The following is a 15,006-nucleotide window of genomic DNA, read 5'->3' on the forward strand; positions in this document are numbered from 1 at the left end:
CGACGATGGACGACGGGCGGGTACCTCCGGCAGGACGAGGGCTCCCGGGCAGACGGGCGGTGCTCGGCACCGCGCTGGGGACCGCGGCGGCCCTCGCCCTCCCCGCGTCACCCGCGCGGGCCGGTGCGCCGGTCCCCGCCGGGGGCGGCTGCGGACGGCGGCGCATCCCCCGTTCCGGGATCGGCATGCACCTGTACACCATGCGGACCGCGCTCGCCGCCGACTTCGCGGGCACCCTGGCCCGGCTCGCGGAGATCGGGTACGCCACCGTCGGCGTGAGCGGTCGGCACGGCCATGGCGCGGAGGCGATCCGGCGGATGCTGGACGCCGCCGGGCTGCGGGCGGTGCTGGAGCACATCGGGTACGACACCCTGCGGGGCCCGGCGCTGCCGCAGGCGCTGGCGGACCTCCGTACGCTGGGCGCGCGCTGGCCGGTGGTGCCGAGCCTGCCGAGGGCGATGCACACCCCGGCCGGTTTCCGGGAGGCGGCGCGGGAGTTCAACCGTATCGGCGCCGCGTCCCGGGCCGCCGGGCTCGGACCGCTGCTCTTCCACAACCACGGCTCGGACCACGAGGTCGTGGCGGGGGAGCTGCTCTACGACATCCTGCTGGCGGAGACCGATCCGGAGCTGGTCGGCTTTGAACTCGACCTCTACTGGGCGGTCAAGGGCCGGGCCGACCCGCGGACGCTCTTTCTGCGCCACCCCGGCCGCTTCCCCGCCCTCCATGTCAAGGACATGGCCCCGGACGGCGACATCGCGGACGTGGGCTCGGGTGTCCTGGACTTCCCCTCGATGTTCGCCACCGCGGCCGACGGCGGGGTGCGGCAGTGGCTCGTCGAGCACGACCGGCCCGCCGACCCGTTCGCGACGGCGCTCACGAGCCATCGGTATCTCGCGGCGCTGCGGTACTGAGGGACCGGCCGCGCCGGGCCCCCGGGCGCGTTCCCCCGAGCCCGCGCGGACGGGGCACCGGCCTCAGTCCCCGGTGGACGAGGCTCCGAGCAGGGCCCGGACCCGGGCGGCGGCCGTGTGGAACTCCGGCCGCTCCACGGTGGCCGCGTACTCCCGCAGGACCGGCAGGCCGACCTCGACGACCTCCGTGATCGTCCCGGGTCTCGGGCTCATCACCACCACCCGGTCGGCGAGCGCGCACGCCTCCGAGATGGAGTGGGTGACCAGCAGGACCGTGGTCCCGGTCTCCCGCCAGATGCGGTTCAGCTCGGTGTTCATCTGCTCCCGGGTCAGCGCGTCGAGCGCTCCGAAGGGCTCGTCCATCAGCAGGACGGGCGGCCGGTGCAGCAGCGCCCGGCAGAGGGCGACCCGCTGCTGCATACCGCCCGACAGCTCGTGCGGATAGGCGTCCTCGAAGCCCTCAAGGCCGGTCATGGCGATCAGCTCGGCGGCCCGGGCGCGGGCGGTCTCCTTCGGCATCCCGCGGATCTCGGCCTGGAGCAGGATGTTCCGCCGGGCCGAGCGCCACTCCAGCAGGGCGGCGCGCTGGAAGACATAGCCGATGTCATGGCGGGGGCCGTGGACCCGTTCACCCCCGAGGCTCACCTCGCCGCCGGTCGGCCGCAGCAGCCCCGCGACCAGTTTGAGCAGGGTGGACTTGCCGCAGCCCGAGGGGCCGACGATGGCCAGGAACTCCCCGGCGGCGACGGTGAGACAGACCCCGGTCAGCGCGGTGACCTCACGGCGCCGGGTGCGGAAGCGGACCTCCACCCCGTCGATCCCGACCGCGCCGGCCGACGCCCCGCCGCCCGCGCGGCCCTTCGCCGGACCCTCCCCGGTCGCCCCGTTCCTCGTCACGCTGCCTCCGGTCGTGCCGCCGCCGTCCACGCCATCTCCGTGCCCTCCCGGCTCCCGGCCGTTCAGCCCCGCGGCGCGAGGGCGCCGTCCCAGTACGCGCGGACCGGGCCGGGCTTCTCGACCAGCCCGGCCCGGGTGAAGACATCGATGGTCTGCCGCCAGTCGGCCTCGGTGTTGACGCCCGGCGCCCTGCCCCGGGTCGCCGGGGTGTTCAGCAGGGTCAGCGTCGTGGCGAACTGCTCCTTGAGCACCTTCGCGGGCGGCAGTTGCCCGCTCGCGCCCGCCATCGCGGCCACCGCGTCGTCGGGCGCCTTCTTCGCGGCGGCGAACGACTCGCTCACCGCTGCGGCCATCCGCCGGGCCACCCCGGCGCGCCGGGAGATCAGCCGTTCCCCGGCGACGAGGCCATTGGAGTAGAAGGTGAGCCCGTGCTCCGAGAAGCGCAGATAGCCGACCTTCCGCCCGGCCTTCTCCTGCATGGTGGGGCCCTGGTCGCTGGCGTAGCCGAGCAGCCCGTCGGTACGGCCCGAGAGCACCGCGGCGATCTTGCCCGCCGGGTCGGTGTTCTGGACGGTGACATCGGACGCGCTCAGTCCGTTGCGTTCCAGGAAGACGGGGAAGGTTTTGGAGAGCGCGTCCCCCGCGGTGCCCGCGATGGTCCTGCCCTTGAGGTCGGCGGGGGTGGAGATGTTCTCGGACGCGAAGAACTGCACGGAGGACGGGGTGGTCTGGAGGAAGACCCCGAGACTGCGCACCTTGACACCGGCGTCGACCCCGGCGAGCAGCGCGGGGGTGTCCGTCCAGCCGAAGTCGGTCTGGCCCGCGCCCGTGGCCTGGACCGTCTTCTGGGAGCCCTGACCGGCCCGGACGGTGAGGTCGATGCCGTGCTTCTCGAAGATCTTCTGCTGTCGGCCGTAGTAGAACGGCGCGTGCTCGCCGTAGGGGTACCAGTTGAGCGTCAGGGTCACCCGGTCCAGTTTCCGGCCCGACTCAGTGGTGGTGGTCCCACCGCCGTCGTCGCCGCACGCCGTCGCGGTCAGCAGCAGGGACAGGACGGATACCACGGACACCGCGGACGCCCTGGGCAGGGGACGCGGGGCGGAGGTACGGGATGCGCGGCCGGTGGGCGCTGAGCGCGCGGTCACGGTCATGGCGGGTCCTTCCCGTCGGCGTGGGGGGGGGTACGGGCCTCAGTAGGCGGTGGTGCCGGTCCGGGGGTCGCGGCGGCTGGCGTGCCACGGGAGCAGCAGCCGTTCGGCGGCCTCCACCAGGACGAAGAGGACGACGCCGATCAGGGACATCACCAGGAGCGCGGCGAAGAGCATCGGAGTGTCCAGATTTCCGTTGGCCTGGAGGATGACATAGCCGAGCCCTTCGTCGGCCCCGACGAACTCGCCGACGACGGCGCCGGTCACGGCGAGGGTGACGGCGACCTTGAGCCCGGAGAACAGATGCGGCAGCGAGGCGGGGAAACGTATCTTCACAAAGGTCTGCCAGGGTCTCGCCCCCATGGTCGCGGAGAGCTGGAGCATCTCCGGATCGACCGCCTTGAGCCCGGTCACCATGGAGATGACGACGGGGAAGAAGGCGATCAGCACCGCGATGAGGATCTTGGGCGCGATCCCGAAGCCGAGCCAGACCACGAAGAGCGGGGCGATGGCGATCTTGGGGATGACCTGGGCGAAGAGCAGGACCGGGTAGAGCGTCTTCTCGACGGTGGGCGAGGAGACCATGACCACGGCGGAGAGCACCCCGACGGCCACGGCGATCCCGAAGCCCAGCAGGGTCTCGTAGGTGGTGACCCAGGTGTGCCGCCAGAGGTGGTCGGCCTCGCCGGTGAGGACGTCGAACGTGGCGCCGGGCGAGGGCACCAGATAGGGCTCGACGAGTTCGGCCGCGGCGGTCGCCCACCAGGCCGCGCAGCAGACCAGCAGCAGGGCCGCGGGGCGCCAGCTCCGTCCGGCGGCGCGGGCGAGCCGTTCCCCGGCCGTGGGGCCCTTGCGGCGGGCGGCTCCGGGCGCGTCCCGGGGCGCTCCTTCGGCGGCGCTCTGGCTCACGGTCGGCTCCTGGAGGTCTCCCACGCGGCCACGGACGTGGGCGCGGCGGTGCGGTCGCGGTGCGCACGGCGAGCGGTGCGGCGCGCTGCCCCGGAGCCGTCCCGGGAGCCGCCCGGACCCGCTGCGGCCCTGGCCGGTACGCGCCCTGTCGATCGGTACGGAGGTCGGCGATGATGGGAAAACGCCTTCAGAAAGCGCTTTCTGACCGTGTATCGCCACGCTAGTGACTGGCTGGACACACGGTCAAGAGGGCGGAGTCCCCGGGTTTCGGCACGCCCTGGACGCCCCGGGCACCGGCCGGGCGGCGGGCCGCCGGACTCCGGCGCGGCGCGCGGGGGCGGCCGTCCGCACGGCGCGGACGGCGGACGAGAGGAGCCGATGTCCGTGCCGAACCCCCGCCCCGGCCCGCCCGGGGACGCCCTGCCCCCCGCTTCCGCCGCTCCCCTCTGGGCGCCCGCCCGGATCGAGCGCGTCGAGACCTTCGCGGTGGCCCTGCCCGCCGTCCGCTCCTTCGGCATCTCCGGCGGCCCGGTCACCGTCGCGGGCACCCCCGCGATCCGGGTGCTGGTCAAGGTGACCGCGGCGGACGGGGCCCAGGGCTGGGGCGAGGCGACCCCGCTCCCCAGTTGGACGGACGAGACCGCCGAGTCCATCGTCACCACGATCGACCGCTATCTGGCGCCCGCCGTCCTCGGACTGCCCGCATGGCATCTGGACGCCGCCGACCGGGCCTTCGACCGGGCCGTCAGCCGCGGCTTCACCATCGGCGCCCCGCTCGCCCGGAGCGCCGTCGACATGGCCCTGAACGATCTGCTGGGGCGTGCCGCCGGGGTGCCGCTCGGGGTGCTCTGGGGCCGCCGCCGGTGCGAGACGGCCGAACTGGGCTGGATCGTCTCCGGGCGGGCCCCCGCCGAGGTCGCCGACAGTGTCGCGGAGGGCCTGGCCCTGGGGTACCGCGCCTTCAAGGTGAAGATCGGCCTGTACGGGGAGGAGGGCGACGAGGCCGTGGTGGCGGCGGTCCGCGAGCACGCCCCGCCCGCCGCGCCGATCTGGGTGGACGCGAACCAGGCGTACACCGCCCAGAGCGCGCTGCGGATGGCCCGGCGGCTGGACGGCATCGGGATCTCCGCGTTCGAACAGCCGCTCCCGGCCAATGACATCGTGGGGCTGCGACGGCTGCGGGAGCACTCCCCCGTGCCCGTGGCCCTCGACGAGAGCCTGCGCCATCCGAGCGATCTCGCGACGTTCGTCCGGCTGGACGCGGTGGACGTGGCCATCGCGAAGGTGCAGCGCAGCGGCGGGCTCACCCTCTCGCGGCGGCTCTGCTCCCTGGCCCAGGAGTGCGGTGTGCGGCTGATGGGCTCCGGGCTCACCGACTCCGATCTGGGGCTCGCGGCCTCGCTCCATCTCTTCGCGGCGTACGGGATCGACACCCCGGTCGATCTGAACGGCCGGCAGTTCATCGAATCGCCCTACGCGGTCGAGACCGTTCGGGTCGAGGGCGGAAAAGCGTATGTTCCCGACACCCCGGGTCTCGGTGTCGTAGTGAATGAGACGGTGGTCCGACGACTTTCGGTCGATGTGCTGGAGCGGCGGGTGTGAAATCGGGTCGCGTCCGCATGCCCGCACGCTCCGGAACATGAGGGGAGGACCCCCGGCACTCCCCGGCATTCCCTATCCAAATGGGGCAAATCGCCGACTCCTCCTTCTCCGCCGAGGGGGCGCCCGCACATCGGGACGCCTCCTTGTGCGCCCCGCGCCCCCCGGGGTCACGACGCACGCCCGCCGAATGCCTCCAAGCGCCGGGACGGCTGGTTCTGTGCTCCAACCCCGCTGCTCAGATGCGTCCGCTTCCGGTCAGGTCTATGACGTATCGGTTTTTCAACTGGTGCCGGATGACGCGGCTGTGTACGCCTGGGGCGGGGTGCGGGTCCCCGGGGCTCCCGGGGCGGGAATCCATCGCGGTCGGCAGGTGGCACACCAGAGCGCGGGGGGAATGCCGTACGGCAGTAACCGAGGTGGTCGGCCTCTCTCTCGGTACGGGGGACCACTGCCACATGCACCACCTGCTCGAACAAACGCCCGAGCAGGCATGTCGCACAGGAAGGCTCGCGATGGACGGGTACTTCACCAATCGGCTTCACGACCAGTTGCGCAGGGATGTCCGGGACTTCGCCGAGCGGGAGGTTCGACCGCGGATCGCCGCCATGGAGGCATCACGCTCCGCGCATCGCGAATTGTCGCGATTGATAGCCCGGCAGGGCTGGTTGGGGGCCACGATCGACCGTGACCACGGCGGTATGGCGGCCGGCCATCTGGCCAAGACGGTGATCATCGAGGAACTGTCCCGGGTCAGCGGGGCGATGGGCGCCATGGTCCAGGCGTCCCAGCTCGGCGTTGCCAAGATCATCCACTTCGGCGACGCGGCGCAGAAGCGGACCTGGCTGCCCCGGATCGCTCTCGGCCACTGTCTGCCGACCATCGCCGTGACCGAACCCGAGTCGGGGGGCCATGTACTCGGGATGACGGCCACCGCCGTACGGGACGGCGACGACTACGTCCTCAACGGCCGCAAGGTCTACGTCGGCAACAGCCATGTGGGCGATCTGCACGGCGTGGTGGCCAGAACGGGTCCGGGCTCCAGAGGGCTGACCGCGTTCCTCGTCGAGGCGGGGCGGCCCGGCTGCGTCCTCGGGGAGCAGCGCCCCTCGATGGGTCTGCACGGATTCAGCTTCGGGGAGCTGTCCTTCCAGGACTGCCGGATTCCGGCGGCCAACCGGCTGGGCCAGGAGGGCGACGGGCTGGCCGTGGCGTACTCCTCCAGCGTGCTGTACGGGCGGGCCAATCTGACCGCCGTGTCGCTCGGTATCCATCAGGCGATCCTGGACGAGACCACGGCCTTCTGCGCCCAGCGCCACCGCTACGGCAAGCCCCTGCACGACCTGCCGTCGGTCAAGCTCAAGCTGGGCAAGCTCCAGTCCCGGCTGATGACGGCGCGGCTGGCGGCGTACCACGCGGTGCATCTGCTGGACCAGGGGCTGCCCTGCGACGCGGAGCTGATGAACGCCAAGCTGATCAATGTGGAGTCGGCGATCGACTCGGCGCGCAACGCGATGGAGATACACGCGGCCATCGGGCTCTCCACGGACCGGCCCATCGAGCGGTATCTGCGGGACGCCTTCCATATGTTCGCCCCGGCGGGGACCTCCGACGTCCAGTTGCTGCGGCTGGCGGAGGTGGCGCTCGGCGCGGACAAGGGGCAGTGGTCCGAGCGGCTGTCCGGGACCGTACGGCTGGAGCCCGCGCTCTGACCTCCCCGCCCGTGCCGCCCCGTGGTGTCGTCCGACGACCCGGCGGGCCCGCCCGATCAGCGGTGCCCGCCGGGCGGGTGCGCCGGACCCGCCCGGACGGCCGTTCGGCGGGGGCGGAGCGTCACAGATATCCGTCCTCGCGGCGGTGGATCTGCTCCACCAGCTCCGCCGCCAACGCCTTGATCGTCTCCAGTCCCGCCCGGCCCCAGGGCCGCGGCTCGGTGTCGACCACGCAGATCGTGCCCAGCGCGATACCGGTGCGGTCGATGAGCGGAGCGCCGAGGTACGAGCGGATGCCGATCTCGTCCACGACCGGGTTCCCCGCGAACCGCGGATAGTCGCAGACGTCCTCCAGGACCAGCGCCTTGCGCCGCACCACGACATGGGGGCAGTAGCCGTGGTCACGGGCCATGCAGCGGCCGACCGCCCCGCCCGAGGCGGCGGCGGCCGTCAGATCGCTCCCGCTGTGCCGCCCGGACGGCGTGTGCAGCCCGGCGAAGTACTGCCGGTTCTCGTCGATGAAGTTGACCATCGAGTACGGGGCTCCGGTGACCTCGGCGAGCCGGTCGGCGAAGGCATCGAACGCCGGATCGGGGCGGTCCCCGAAGCCCAGCCGTCGCAGCCGCCTCACCCGCACCGGCGCCTCCTGGTCGACGGGGGTGAGCAGCAGATGGCCCGTGGGGTCGTACGTCATGTCGGTGCTCCCTGGCTCGGCCGCGGGGCGGGGACCGCGGCGGTGGTGGTGAGAAGGTGCTGGACGAGGGTGACCAGGGTGCCGATGCCCGAGCTGGCGATCCGCGCGTCGCACATCACCACGGGCACCCGCGGCGGCAGGCCGAGCGCGGTCCGCACCTCGTCCGGTTCATAGCGGTACGCGCCGTCGAACTCGTTCACCGCGACGACGAAGGGCATGCCGCGCCCCTCGAAGAAGTCCACGGCGGAGAACGAGTCCTCCAGTCTGCGGGTGTCGGCGAGGACGATCGCGCCCAGGGCGCCCCGGCACAGCTCGTCCCACATGAACCAGAAACGCTCCTGGCCCGGGGTCCCGAAGAGATAGAGCACATGGCGCGCGTCCAGGCTGAGCCGGCCGAAGTCCATGGCCACCGTGGTCGCGGACTTGTCCTCGACGCCGTCGAGCGGGTCGGTCGCCACGCTGACCTGGGTCAGCAACTCCTCGGTGCTCAGCGGTTCGATCTCGCTGACCGCCCCCACAAAGGTCGTCTTGCCCACCCCGAAACCTCCCGCCACCAGGATCTTCAGGGCGGTGGGAGCGTCGTCGGGTGTGCCGCCGCCGGGGTGTCGCCCCCCGAAGCGGTCGGTGTCAGAGCCGTTGTCGTAGGCCATCGAGCACTGCCTCCAGCAAGGAACGGTCGGTCGGTGGAACGGGACTGCGGGGTGCTCGCGCGACGACCGCGCCGCAGTCGACGAGGTCGGAGAGCAGCACTTTGGTGACGGCCGCGGGGAGCCCGAGGTGCGCGGAGACCTCGGCCACCGAGACCGGTCGGGCGCACAGGCCGAGCGCCAGGGCGTGTTCGGGCCCCAGCGCCCGCGCGGGGGCCCGCCCGGTGGCCGTCACCAGGGAGAGCAGATCCAGGGGCGCGGTGGGGCGGGTCCGGCCGCCGCTCGCCGTGTACGGCCGGACGATCCGGCCGGCCTCGTCGTCGACGAGCGGCCTGTCGGGGGCCGGCACGGTCAGTGCCCCGCGGCGCCCGGCGCTCCCCCGGACTGCCGGGCCGGGGTGGTGAGATAGGGGCGGACGCTCTTGACCAGCATCGCCATCTCATAGCCGAGGACGGCGGCGTCGGCCTCCCGGTCCGCGAGGACGGCGAGACAGGTCCCGGAGCCCGCGGTGGAGACGAACAGCAGGGTGGAGTCGAGTTCGACGACCACCTGGCGCACCTCCCCGCCGTCACCGAAGCGGACTCCCGCGCTCCGCCCCAGGGAGTAGAGACCGGACGCCAGCGCCGCCAGATGGTCGGCGCTGTCGGGTTCCAGGCCGTGGACGGACTTCACCAGACCGTCGGAGGAGAGCAGAACCGCGCTGCGGGTGTACGGCACCCGCTGCACCAGACCGCCCAGCAGCCAGTCGAGATCCGATACATGGCCGGTCGGCACATCGCTCGCCATGGTGCTACTCCTTGGGGATGTCGTCGTGGCGCTCTGGCTCGGGGTGGGGGGCGGGGGTGTCCGCCGGGAGGGTGTAGAGCAGGGACGGCGGGGGCTCGGCCTCGGCGAGCCGGATGCCCCGCCGGAAGGCGGCCATCAGCCCGGGGTCGTGGACCGGCCGGCCCGTCCCGCCGGTCCGCCCGGCCCCCTTTCCCGGCGGGCCCGCCCGCAGTTGCGGGGCGAGGTGTTCCTGGCTGCGCCGGGTCGGGAGCTGCGGCCGTCCCGGTCCGTCGGACACGGCGCCGATGGGGAGGACGGGGGTGCCGGGCCGCTCCCGGGCCTGGGGGGCGGCGGGCGCGGTCCGCCGGTGGGCGCCGGGGCGCGCGGCTCCCGGGCGGGGGCGGTCGGCGCCCCCGGTGCGCACCGGCAGGGGGGCGAGGGTACGGGGGACCCCGTAGGCGGAGCCGGGCTCCTGTACGGAGGGCCGCGACCGTTCCTCCGGGTGGCCCCACTCCCCGTGGGCCGTCCCCTCCCCCGCCGTACGGCACTCCGCGCCGGGGGCCCCGGGGCGGGCGGGTGCCGCGCAGCCGGGCGTCTCGCACCCCGCCGTCTCGCAGCCGGGCGGAGGCTGTTGTTCCGGGACGCGCGGGAGCTGGGGCACGGGAGCGCTCCGGGGGATCGCGGCGGGTTCGGGGGCGGGGGCCCGGGGGACGGGCACCGGCGGTGTCCTGGGCGTACGGGGGTCCGCGCCCCTGGACGCCTCGGCGGGGTGCAGTCCGCCCCCCTCGCTCCCGATCAGCCCCTGGGGCAGGACGAGCACGGCCTGGACTCCCCCGTAGATATTGGACTGGAGCCGGACCGCGATGCCGTGGCGGCGGGCGAGCGAGGCGACCACGAAGAGACCGATCCGCCCGTCCTGGAGCAGCCGGGCCACGCTCACCTGGTCGGGATCGGCAAGGAGGGCGTTCATCCGGTTCTGCTCGTCCACGGGCATGCCGAGCCCGCGGTCCTCCACTTCGACGGCGATCCCGGCGGTGACCTGCTGGGCGCGCAGATGCACCTGGGTGTGGGGGCTGGAGAACGCGCAGGCGTTCTCGACCAGTTCGGCGAGGAGATGGATCACATCGGCGACGGCGTGGCCGCGCAGGGTTCCCTCGACCGGGGGCACCACCTTGACCCGGGGGTACTGCTCGACCTCGGCGATCGCCGAGCGCAGCACCTCGGTCATGGTGACCGGGTTGGACCACTGCCGCCGGGAGATGGCTCCGCCCAGCACGGCCAGGTTCTCCGCGTGGCGGCGGATGCGGGTGGCGAGATGGTCGATCTGGAAGAGGCCCTTGAGGAGGTCGGGGTCCTCGACCTCGTTCTCCAGGTCGTCCAGGAGCTGGATCTCCCGCTGGACGAGCGACTGGAGCCGCCGCGCCAGATTGACGAACACCTCCAGTTTCTGTTCGTTGCCGATGTTGTGGGAGAGCCGCGCCGCCTGGACCACGGCCGAGACGGCGCTCTCGTGCGCCCGGCCCAGCTCCACGGCGAGTTCGTCGAGTTCGTCGCGGTGCGGCGGGTCGGGCTGGGGCCCGCCCGGGGGCGGGCCGCCCTCGCCGTGCCGCAGGCCCTCCACCACCGTGCGCAGGTCGGCCTGGCGGCGCTCGGTGGCGCGGCGCAGGGCGTGGCAGCGCTGAAGGAGGGAGGCGGCCATCCGCTCGGCCCCGGACGCGGCGGCGGCCACGGAGGCCATGGCCAGCCCGGCGGTGCCCGTGAGCACCGTCCACAGCGTGGTGGAGGGCTCGGGGTCGGCGCTGTGCACGGTGAAGGCCACCGCGGCGGCACCGCTGACGGCGGTGACGAGGGTGGGCAGGACCGCGGTGCGGAGCAGCCGCGGCCGGATGCGGTCCTCGGGCACGGACCGGGCCGACGGCGGTGGGTGCGGTGGTGACGAGGGGGGACGCCGGCCGTCCGCCGGGGCGGCGGAGTGGGGCTCCGGCCTGCCGGGGCGCCCGTCCGCACGGCGTTCCGGCCGTGTCACGGGTGCGCGTAAGGGAGTCATCTGCGTCCTTGGTACGTGGGGGGTCCCAGGGTTCGGCGGTGCTGCGGGGGTCTCGCTCGGTGGGGGCACGACGCGGTCAACGGCGTTCCGGCACGGGCGGGATCAGCCCACCGTTGATCACCGGCCACACACGGTAGTCGTCCAACGAGCAAAGATGCGGGGGAGTTGACAAACTTCCCCGCTATTCACCCTGCTCTGGTATGAGGCCCCGTACTCCGGTACGAAAACGGCGCCGCGCGACCGGGTGTCCGGCGTCAACCCGCGACCGGGCGCGGTCGCCCGCGCGATGTCCGCGTTCGACGCCCGCGCGGTGCCGCCGGGTGCCGCAGGGGCCGGGCCGGGAGACGGGCGGCCCCCGTCGCAGGGCGGGGGTCCGGCGGTGGACCGGGCGGCGGACCGGGGCACGTCACGCGCGGGCGGCCTCGACCGGCGGGCCGGGGGGCCGGGGCGCGGGCCGGAAGTGGCGCACCGAGCCATACGGCAGCCGGGGGGCCGGCGCGGGAGTGACGCATGCCCCGGGCCCCAAGGAACCCGGCCAACGCGGCGGAACCCCCCGCCGGAGGGGCGGGAGGCCCGGAGCCGGAGGGGCCCGGGCCCCGATCGGACGGCGGGCCGGGAGTGGCGCGAGGGCGGCGTCGGGCAGTGGGGCCGGCCGGAGGGCGGGCCGGGCCCGGAGGCGCCTTCAGGAGGTGGAGGCCGCCGGGCCCGGCGGTGTCCTCAGGAGGTGGGGGCCGCCAGGCCCGGGGTGCCGGTGCCGCCCGTCCCCTCGGGGCCGCCGGGGCCGGAGCCCACCCCCGCCGGGGCCGACCCGGCCTCACGGACGGTGACCGGGGACCCGGCGGGCGCGCCGGGCCCGCCGGAGCGGTCGGGCACCGCGACGGCGCGCCACCAGTGCTCGGCGGGGAGGGCGCCCGCAGTGGGCTCGAAGGGCTCGCCGGGCCGGGGCAGCGCGATCGCCGCGCCGCTCTCCGCCGCCGCGGCGGCCGTGCCCTCGGCGGGCTCGGACCACGGGTGCGGAGCGAGGTTGAAGGTGCCCCAGTGGATCGGCAGCATCGCCCCGGAGGGACGGCCGCCCTGGAGGTCGAGATGGGCCCGCATCCCCTCGGCGGGTGTCATATGGATGTCGGGCCAGTACTCGCTGTACGCACCGATCTGGATCATGGTGGCGTCGAAGGGGCCGTGTCCGGCGCCGATGTCGCGGAATCCGGGGAAGTACCCCGTGTCCCCGCTGTGGTAGATCCGGTGCTCGGGCCCCGCGACGGCCCAGGAGGCCCACAGGGCGTGCTGCCGGTTGCGCAGCCCGCGTCCGCAGAAGTGCCGCGCCGGGGTGGCCGTCAGCCGGACGCCCGCCACCTGGGTGGTCTCGTTCCAGTCCAGCTCGCGCAGCCGGTCGGGGGCGACCCCCCACCGTTCGAGATGGGCGCCGACGCCCAGCGGGACCGCGAAGACGGTGCCGGTGGCGGCCAGTGCCCTGATGGTGGGCAGGTCGAGGTGGTCGTAGTGGTCGTGCGAGATCACGACGGCGTGGACGGAGCCGAGGGCGGCGAGCGGGGCGGGCACCGGGTGGAGCCGCTTGGGCCCGGCGAAGGCGAAGGGGGAGCAGCGCTCGCCCCAGACCGGGTCGAAGAGCAGCCGGGCCCCGTCGATCTCCGCGAGCACGCTCGAATGGCCCATCCAGGTGAGCCGCAGTCCGCTCGCCGGGGGGACGGCGAGATCCGCGCGGGTGGTGGGGTGGAGGGGCACCGGGCCCGCGGGCGCCCTGCGGACCCGGGCCTCACGCTGGAAGTAGATCTTGGCGAACTCTGCCAGCGAGGCGCCCGACGGCCGGGTCCTGGCCCCCAGGGGGTTCTGGAAGGACCCGTCGGCGAACTGCGGTGAGCGGCGGATTCGCTCCATCCGGGCGCCGGCGGGGTCGGCACCGAAGGCCGCCGGGCGCAGGGAGCGCAGCCGGGTCGTCAGCGAGCGGGGATAGCCAGCGCCGGTCACGGCACCTCCTGGTGTCGGGTCTTCCTATTATGTGCGCGGGTCGCCGCAGCGCGGCTGGAGTGCCGCCGCACGGGAGCGCCCGCGGACCGTGACCCGGGCGCCGCACCGGGCCGGTGCGGCGCCCGTCCGCGCGGGCCGGGGCCGGTGCGGCGCCCGGCCGTGGCCCCGGGTGGGACCCGGGGGCGGACATGCTCGGTCACGCACGGACCAACGTCCCGGGCGCCAGGGGTGTTCCTGGGCGGGCAGCGGGGCACCGGGCGGGGCCGGGGCGGCACGGCGGGCTCCGGGCGGCCGGGGCCCGTCCCCGGGGCGGGGCTACCGCGCGGTACAGTCCACGCCAATCCGGCCCGCCGCTGTCGGTGATCATGTTGACAGCGGGCGTCACCGCTCCGGCATACTGACCGACTGTTCAGTCAAGAGGCGTGACGGGTGACGCGCCCCGGCCGGCCCGGTGCCGCCGGGGCCGACGACCGCTGTCCCTCACCACCCCCGAGGAGCCCTCGATGACCACCCCCCTGTTGTCGCTCACCTGGACCGACCATGTCACCGGCCGCCGGGGCCACCTCGTCGTGGACCGGCTGGTGCGCGGCGTCGCGAGCGGCGGCCTGCGGATGCGCGAGGGCTGCACCCTGGAGGAAGTGGCGGGCCTCGCCCGGGGGATGACCATGAAGGAAGCCCTCCACTACAACCCCGAGGGCAAGTACATACCGCTCGGCGGCGCCAAGGGCGGCATCGACTGCGACCCCCAGGACCCACGCGCCTTCGGCATCCTGGTGCGCTATCTGCGCGCCATGCGGCCCTATGTCGAGCATCTGTGGACCACCGGGGAGGATCTGGGGCTGAGCCAGGACACGGTGGACCGGGCCATGGCCGAGGCCGGTCTCGTCTCCTCCGTCCAGGCCGTGTACCGGCTGCTCGACGACGAGACCGCAGCCCGGCGACGGCTGGCCGACGCGTTCGCGGTCACGGTCGACGGCAGGGGGCTCGACGAACTGGTGGGCGGCTGCGGGGTCGCCGAGTCGGTGCTCACCGCCCTGGACCGGGCCGGGGTCCCGCACCGGGGCACCCGGGTCGGCCTCCAGGGCTTCGGGACGATGGGCGGGGCCACCGCCTACTTCCTCGACCGGGCGGGACTGCGGATCGTGGCGGTCGCCGACATCAAGGGCACCATGGCCAACCCCGGCGGCCTGGACGTGGCCCGGCTGCTCGCCGGGCGGGACGCGCACGGCGCCGTCGACCGCGCGGCGCTGCGGCCCGGGGACCGGGAACTGCCCGGCGATTCCTGGCTCGCCGTCGACGCGGACGTCCTGGTTCCGGCGGCGGTCTCGTACGCCGTGGACACCGCCAACGAGTCCGGGGTGCGGGCCCGGTGGATCGCCGAGGCCGCGAACATGCCCGTCCTGCCGGAGGCCGAGGCGCGGCTCGCCCGGCGCGGGGTGACGGTCCTGCCCGACGTGGTCGTGAACTCCGCCACCAACGCCTGGTGGTGGTGGACCCTCTTCGGGGACATCGGCGCCGACGCCGAGGAGGCGTTCGCCCATGTCCGGCGCTCCATGCGGGAGCTGACGGGCCGAATGCTGGAACGGGCGGACGCCGACGGCATCAGCCCCCGCGCCGCCGCCCACGCGATAGCGGCCGACCGCCTCCCGGTGATCACCGAGCGCTTCGGCTGGTACGGCTGAGCCCCC

13 protein-coding genes are annotated in these 15,006 nt (G+C 74.2%); 4 read left to right on the forward strand and 9 right to left on the reverse strand.

Annotated features, from left to right (window positions below):
- Positions 1 to 5: 5 nt before the first annotated feature.
- The gene (locus CRV15_RS02265) at positions 6 to 914 is read left to right on the forward strand and encodes a sugar phosphate isomerase/epimerase family protein (protein WP_174391392.1); all 909 of its coding nucleotides are present in this window, start codon (positions 6 to 8) and stop codon (positions 912 to 914) included.
- Positions 915 to 977: 63 nt separating this feature from the next.
- On the opposite strand, the gene CRV15_RS02270 is transcribed toward CRV15_RS02265, so the two are convergent.
- From CRV15_RS02270 to CRV15_RS02280, 3 genes are all read right to left on the reverse strand, one after another.
- Positions 978 to 1,811: an ABC transporter ATP-binding protein gene (locus CRV15_RS02270; RefSeq protein ID WP_029183123.1), complete on the reverse strand. Its 834-nt coding sequence runs from the start codon at positions 1,809 to 1,811 to the stop codon at positions 978 to 980.
- Positions 1,812 to 1,873: 62 nt separating this feature from the next.
- Complete coding sequence (locus CRV15_RS02275; RefSeq protein ID WP_003962516.1) at positions 1,874 to 2,962, reverse strand: ABC transporter substrate-binding protein; 1,089 nt, start codon at positions 2,960 to 2,962, stop codon at positions 1,874 to 1,876.
- A 39-nt stretch (positions 2,963 to 3,001) separates the two neighbouring features.
- A complete protein-coding gene (locus CRV15_RS02280) occupies positions 3,002 to 3,868 on the reverse strand; it encodes an ABC transporter permease (protein WP_009998015.1) in 867 nt (288 codons plus the stop codon).
- A gap of 378 nt (positions 3,869 to 4,246) precedes the next feature.
- On the opposite strand from CRV15_RS02280, the gene CRV15_RS02285 reads away from it, so the two are divergent.
- Complete coding sequence (locus CRV15_RS02285) at positions 4,247 to 5,470, forward strand: mandelate racemase/muconate lactonizing enzyme family protein (protein ID WP_009998014.1); 1,224 nt, start codon at positions 4,247 to 4,249, stop codon at positions 5,468 to 5,470.
- Positions 5,471 to 5,982: 512 nt separating this feature from the next.
- Complete coding sequence (locus CRV15_RS02290; protein ID WP_029183121.1) at positions 5,983 to 7,179, forward strand: acyl-CoA dehydrogenase family protein; 1,197 nt, start codon at positions 5,983 to 5,985, stop codon at positions 7,177 to 7,179.
- Positions 7,180 to 7,300: 121 nt separating this feature from the next.
- Here the strand turns inward: CRV15_RS02290 and CRV15_RS02295 are convergent, their stop codons facing one another.
- The 6 genes from CRV15_RS02295 to CRV15_RS02320 all read right to left on the reverse strand — a co-directional run bounded on the left by CRV15_RS02295 (position 7,301) and on the right by CRV15_RS02320 (position 13,318).
- Positions 7,301 to 7,873: a GAF domain-containing protein gene (locus CRV15_RS02295; protein ID WP_003962512.1), complete on the reverse strand. Its 573-nt coding sequence runs from the start codon at positions 7,871 to 7,873 to the stop codon at positions 7,301 to 7,303.
- Entirely contained in the window at positions 7,870 to 8,523 is a 654-nt protein-coding gene (locus CRV15_RS02300) for a GTP-binding protein (protein WP_003962511.1), read from the reverse strand. Before CRV15_RS02300 ends, CRV15_RS02295 begins: the two co-directional genes overlap by 4 nt.
- The gene (locus CRV15_RS02305; RefSeq protein ID WP_003962510.1) at positions 8,501 to 8,869 is read right to left on the reverse strand and encodes a DUF742 domain-containing protein; all 369 of its coding nucleotides are present in this window, start codon (positions 8,867 to 8,869) and stop codon (positions 8,501 to 8,503) included. Before CRV15_RS02305 ends, CRV15_RS02300 begins: the two co-directional genes overlap by 23 nt.
- A gap of 2 nt (positions 8,870 to 8,871) precedes the next feature.
- Positions 8,872 to 9,306: a roadblock/LC7 domain-containing protein gene (locus CRV15_RS02310; protein WP_003962509.1), complete on the reverse strand. Its 435-nt coding sequence runs from the start codon at positions 9,304 to 9,306 to the stop codon at positions 8,872 to 8,874.
- A 4-nt stretch (positions 9,307 to 9,310) separates the two neighbouring features.
- Positions 9,311 to 11,188, reverse strand: coding sequence for an ATP-binding protein (locus CRV15_RS02315; RefSeq protein WP_009998011.1), 1,878 nt, complete (start codon positions 11,186 to 11,188; stop codon positions 9,311 to 9,313).
- 861 nt (positions 11,189 to 12,049) lie between these two features.
- Complete coding sequence (locus tag CRV15_RS02320) at positions 12,050 to 13,318, reverse strand: MBL fold metallo-hydrolase (RefSeq protein ID WP_009998009.1); 1,269 nt, start codon at positions 13,316 to 13,318, stop codon at positions 12,050 to 12,052.
- Between the two features lie 503 nt (positions 13,319 to 13,821).
- Here CRV15_RS02320 and CRV15_RS02325 point away from each other — a divergent pair.
- Positions 13,822 to 15,000 carry a Glu/Leu/Phe/Val dehydrogenase dimerization domain-containing protein gene (locus CRV15_RS02325; protein ID WP_009998008.1) on the forward strand — a complete coding sequence of 393 codons (1,179 nt, stop codon included), beginning with the start codon at positions 13,822 to 13,824 and terminating at the stop codon, positions 14,998 to 15,000.
- Positions 15,001 to 15,006: the final 6 nt, after the last annotated feature.

Origin of the sequence: Streptomyces clavuligerus (assembly GCF_005519465.1) — a bacterium.
Taxonomy (GTDB): domain Bacteria; phylum Actinomycetota; class Actinomycetes; order Streptomycetales; family Streptomycetaceae; genus Streptomyces; species Streptomyces clavuligerus.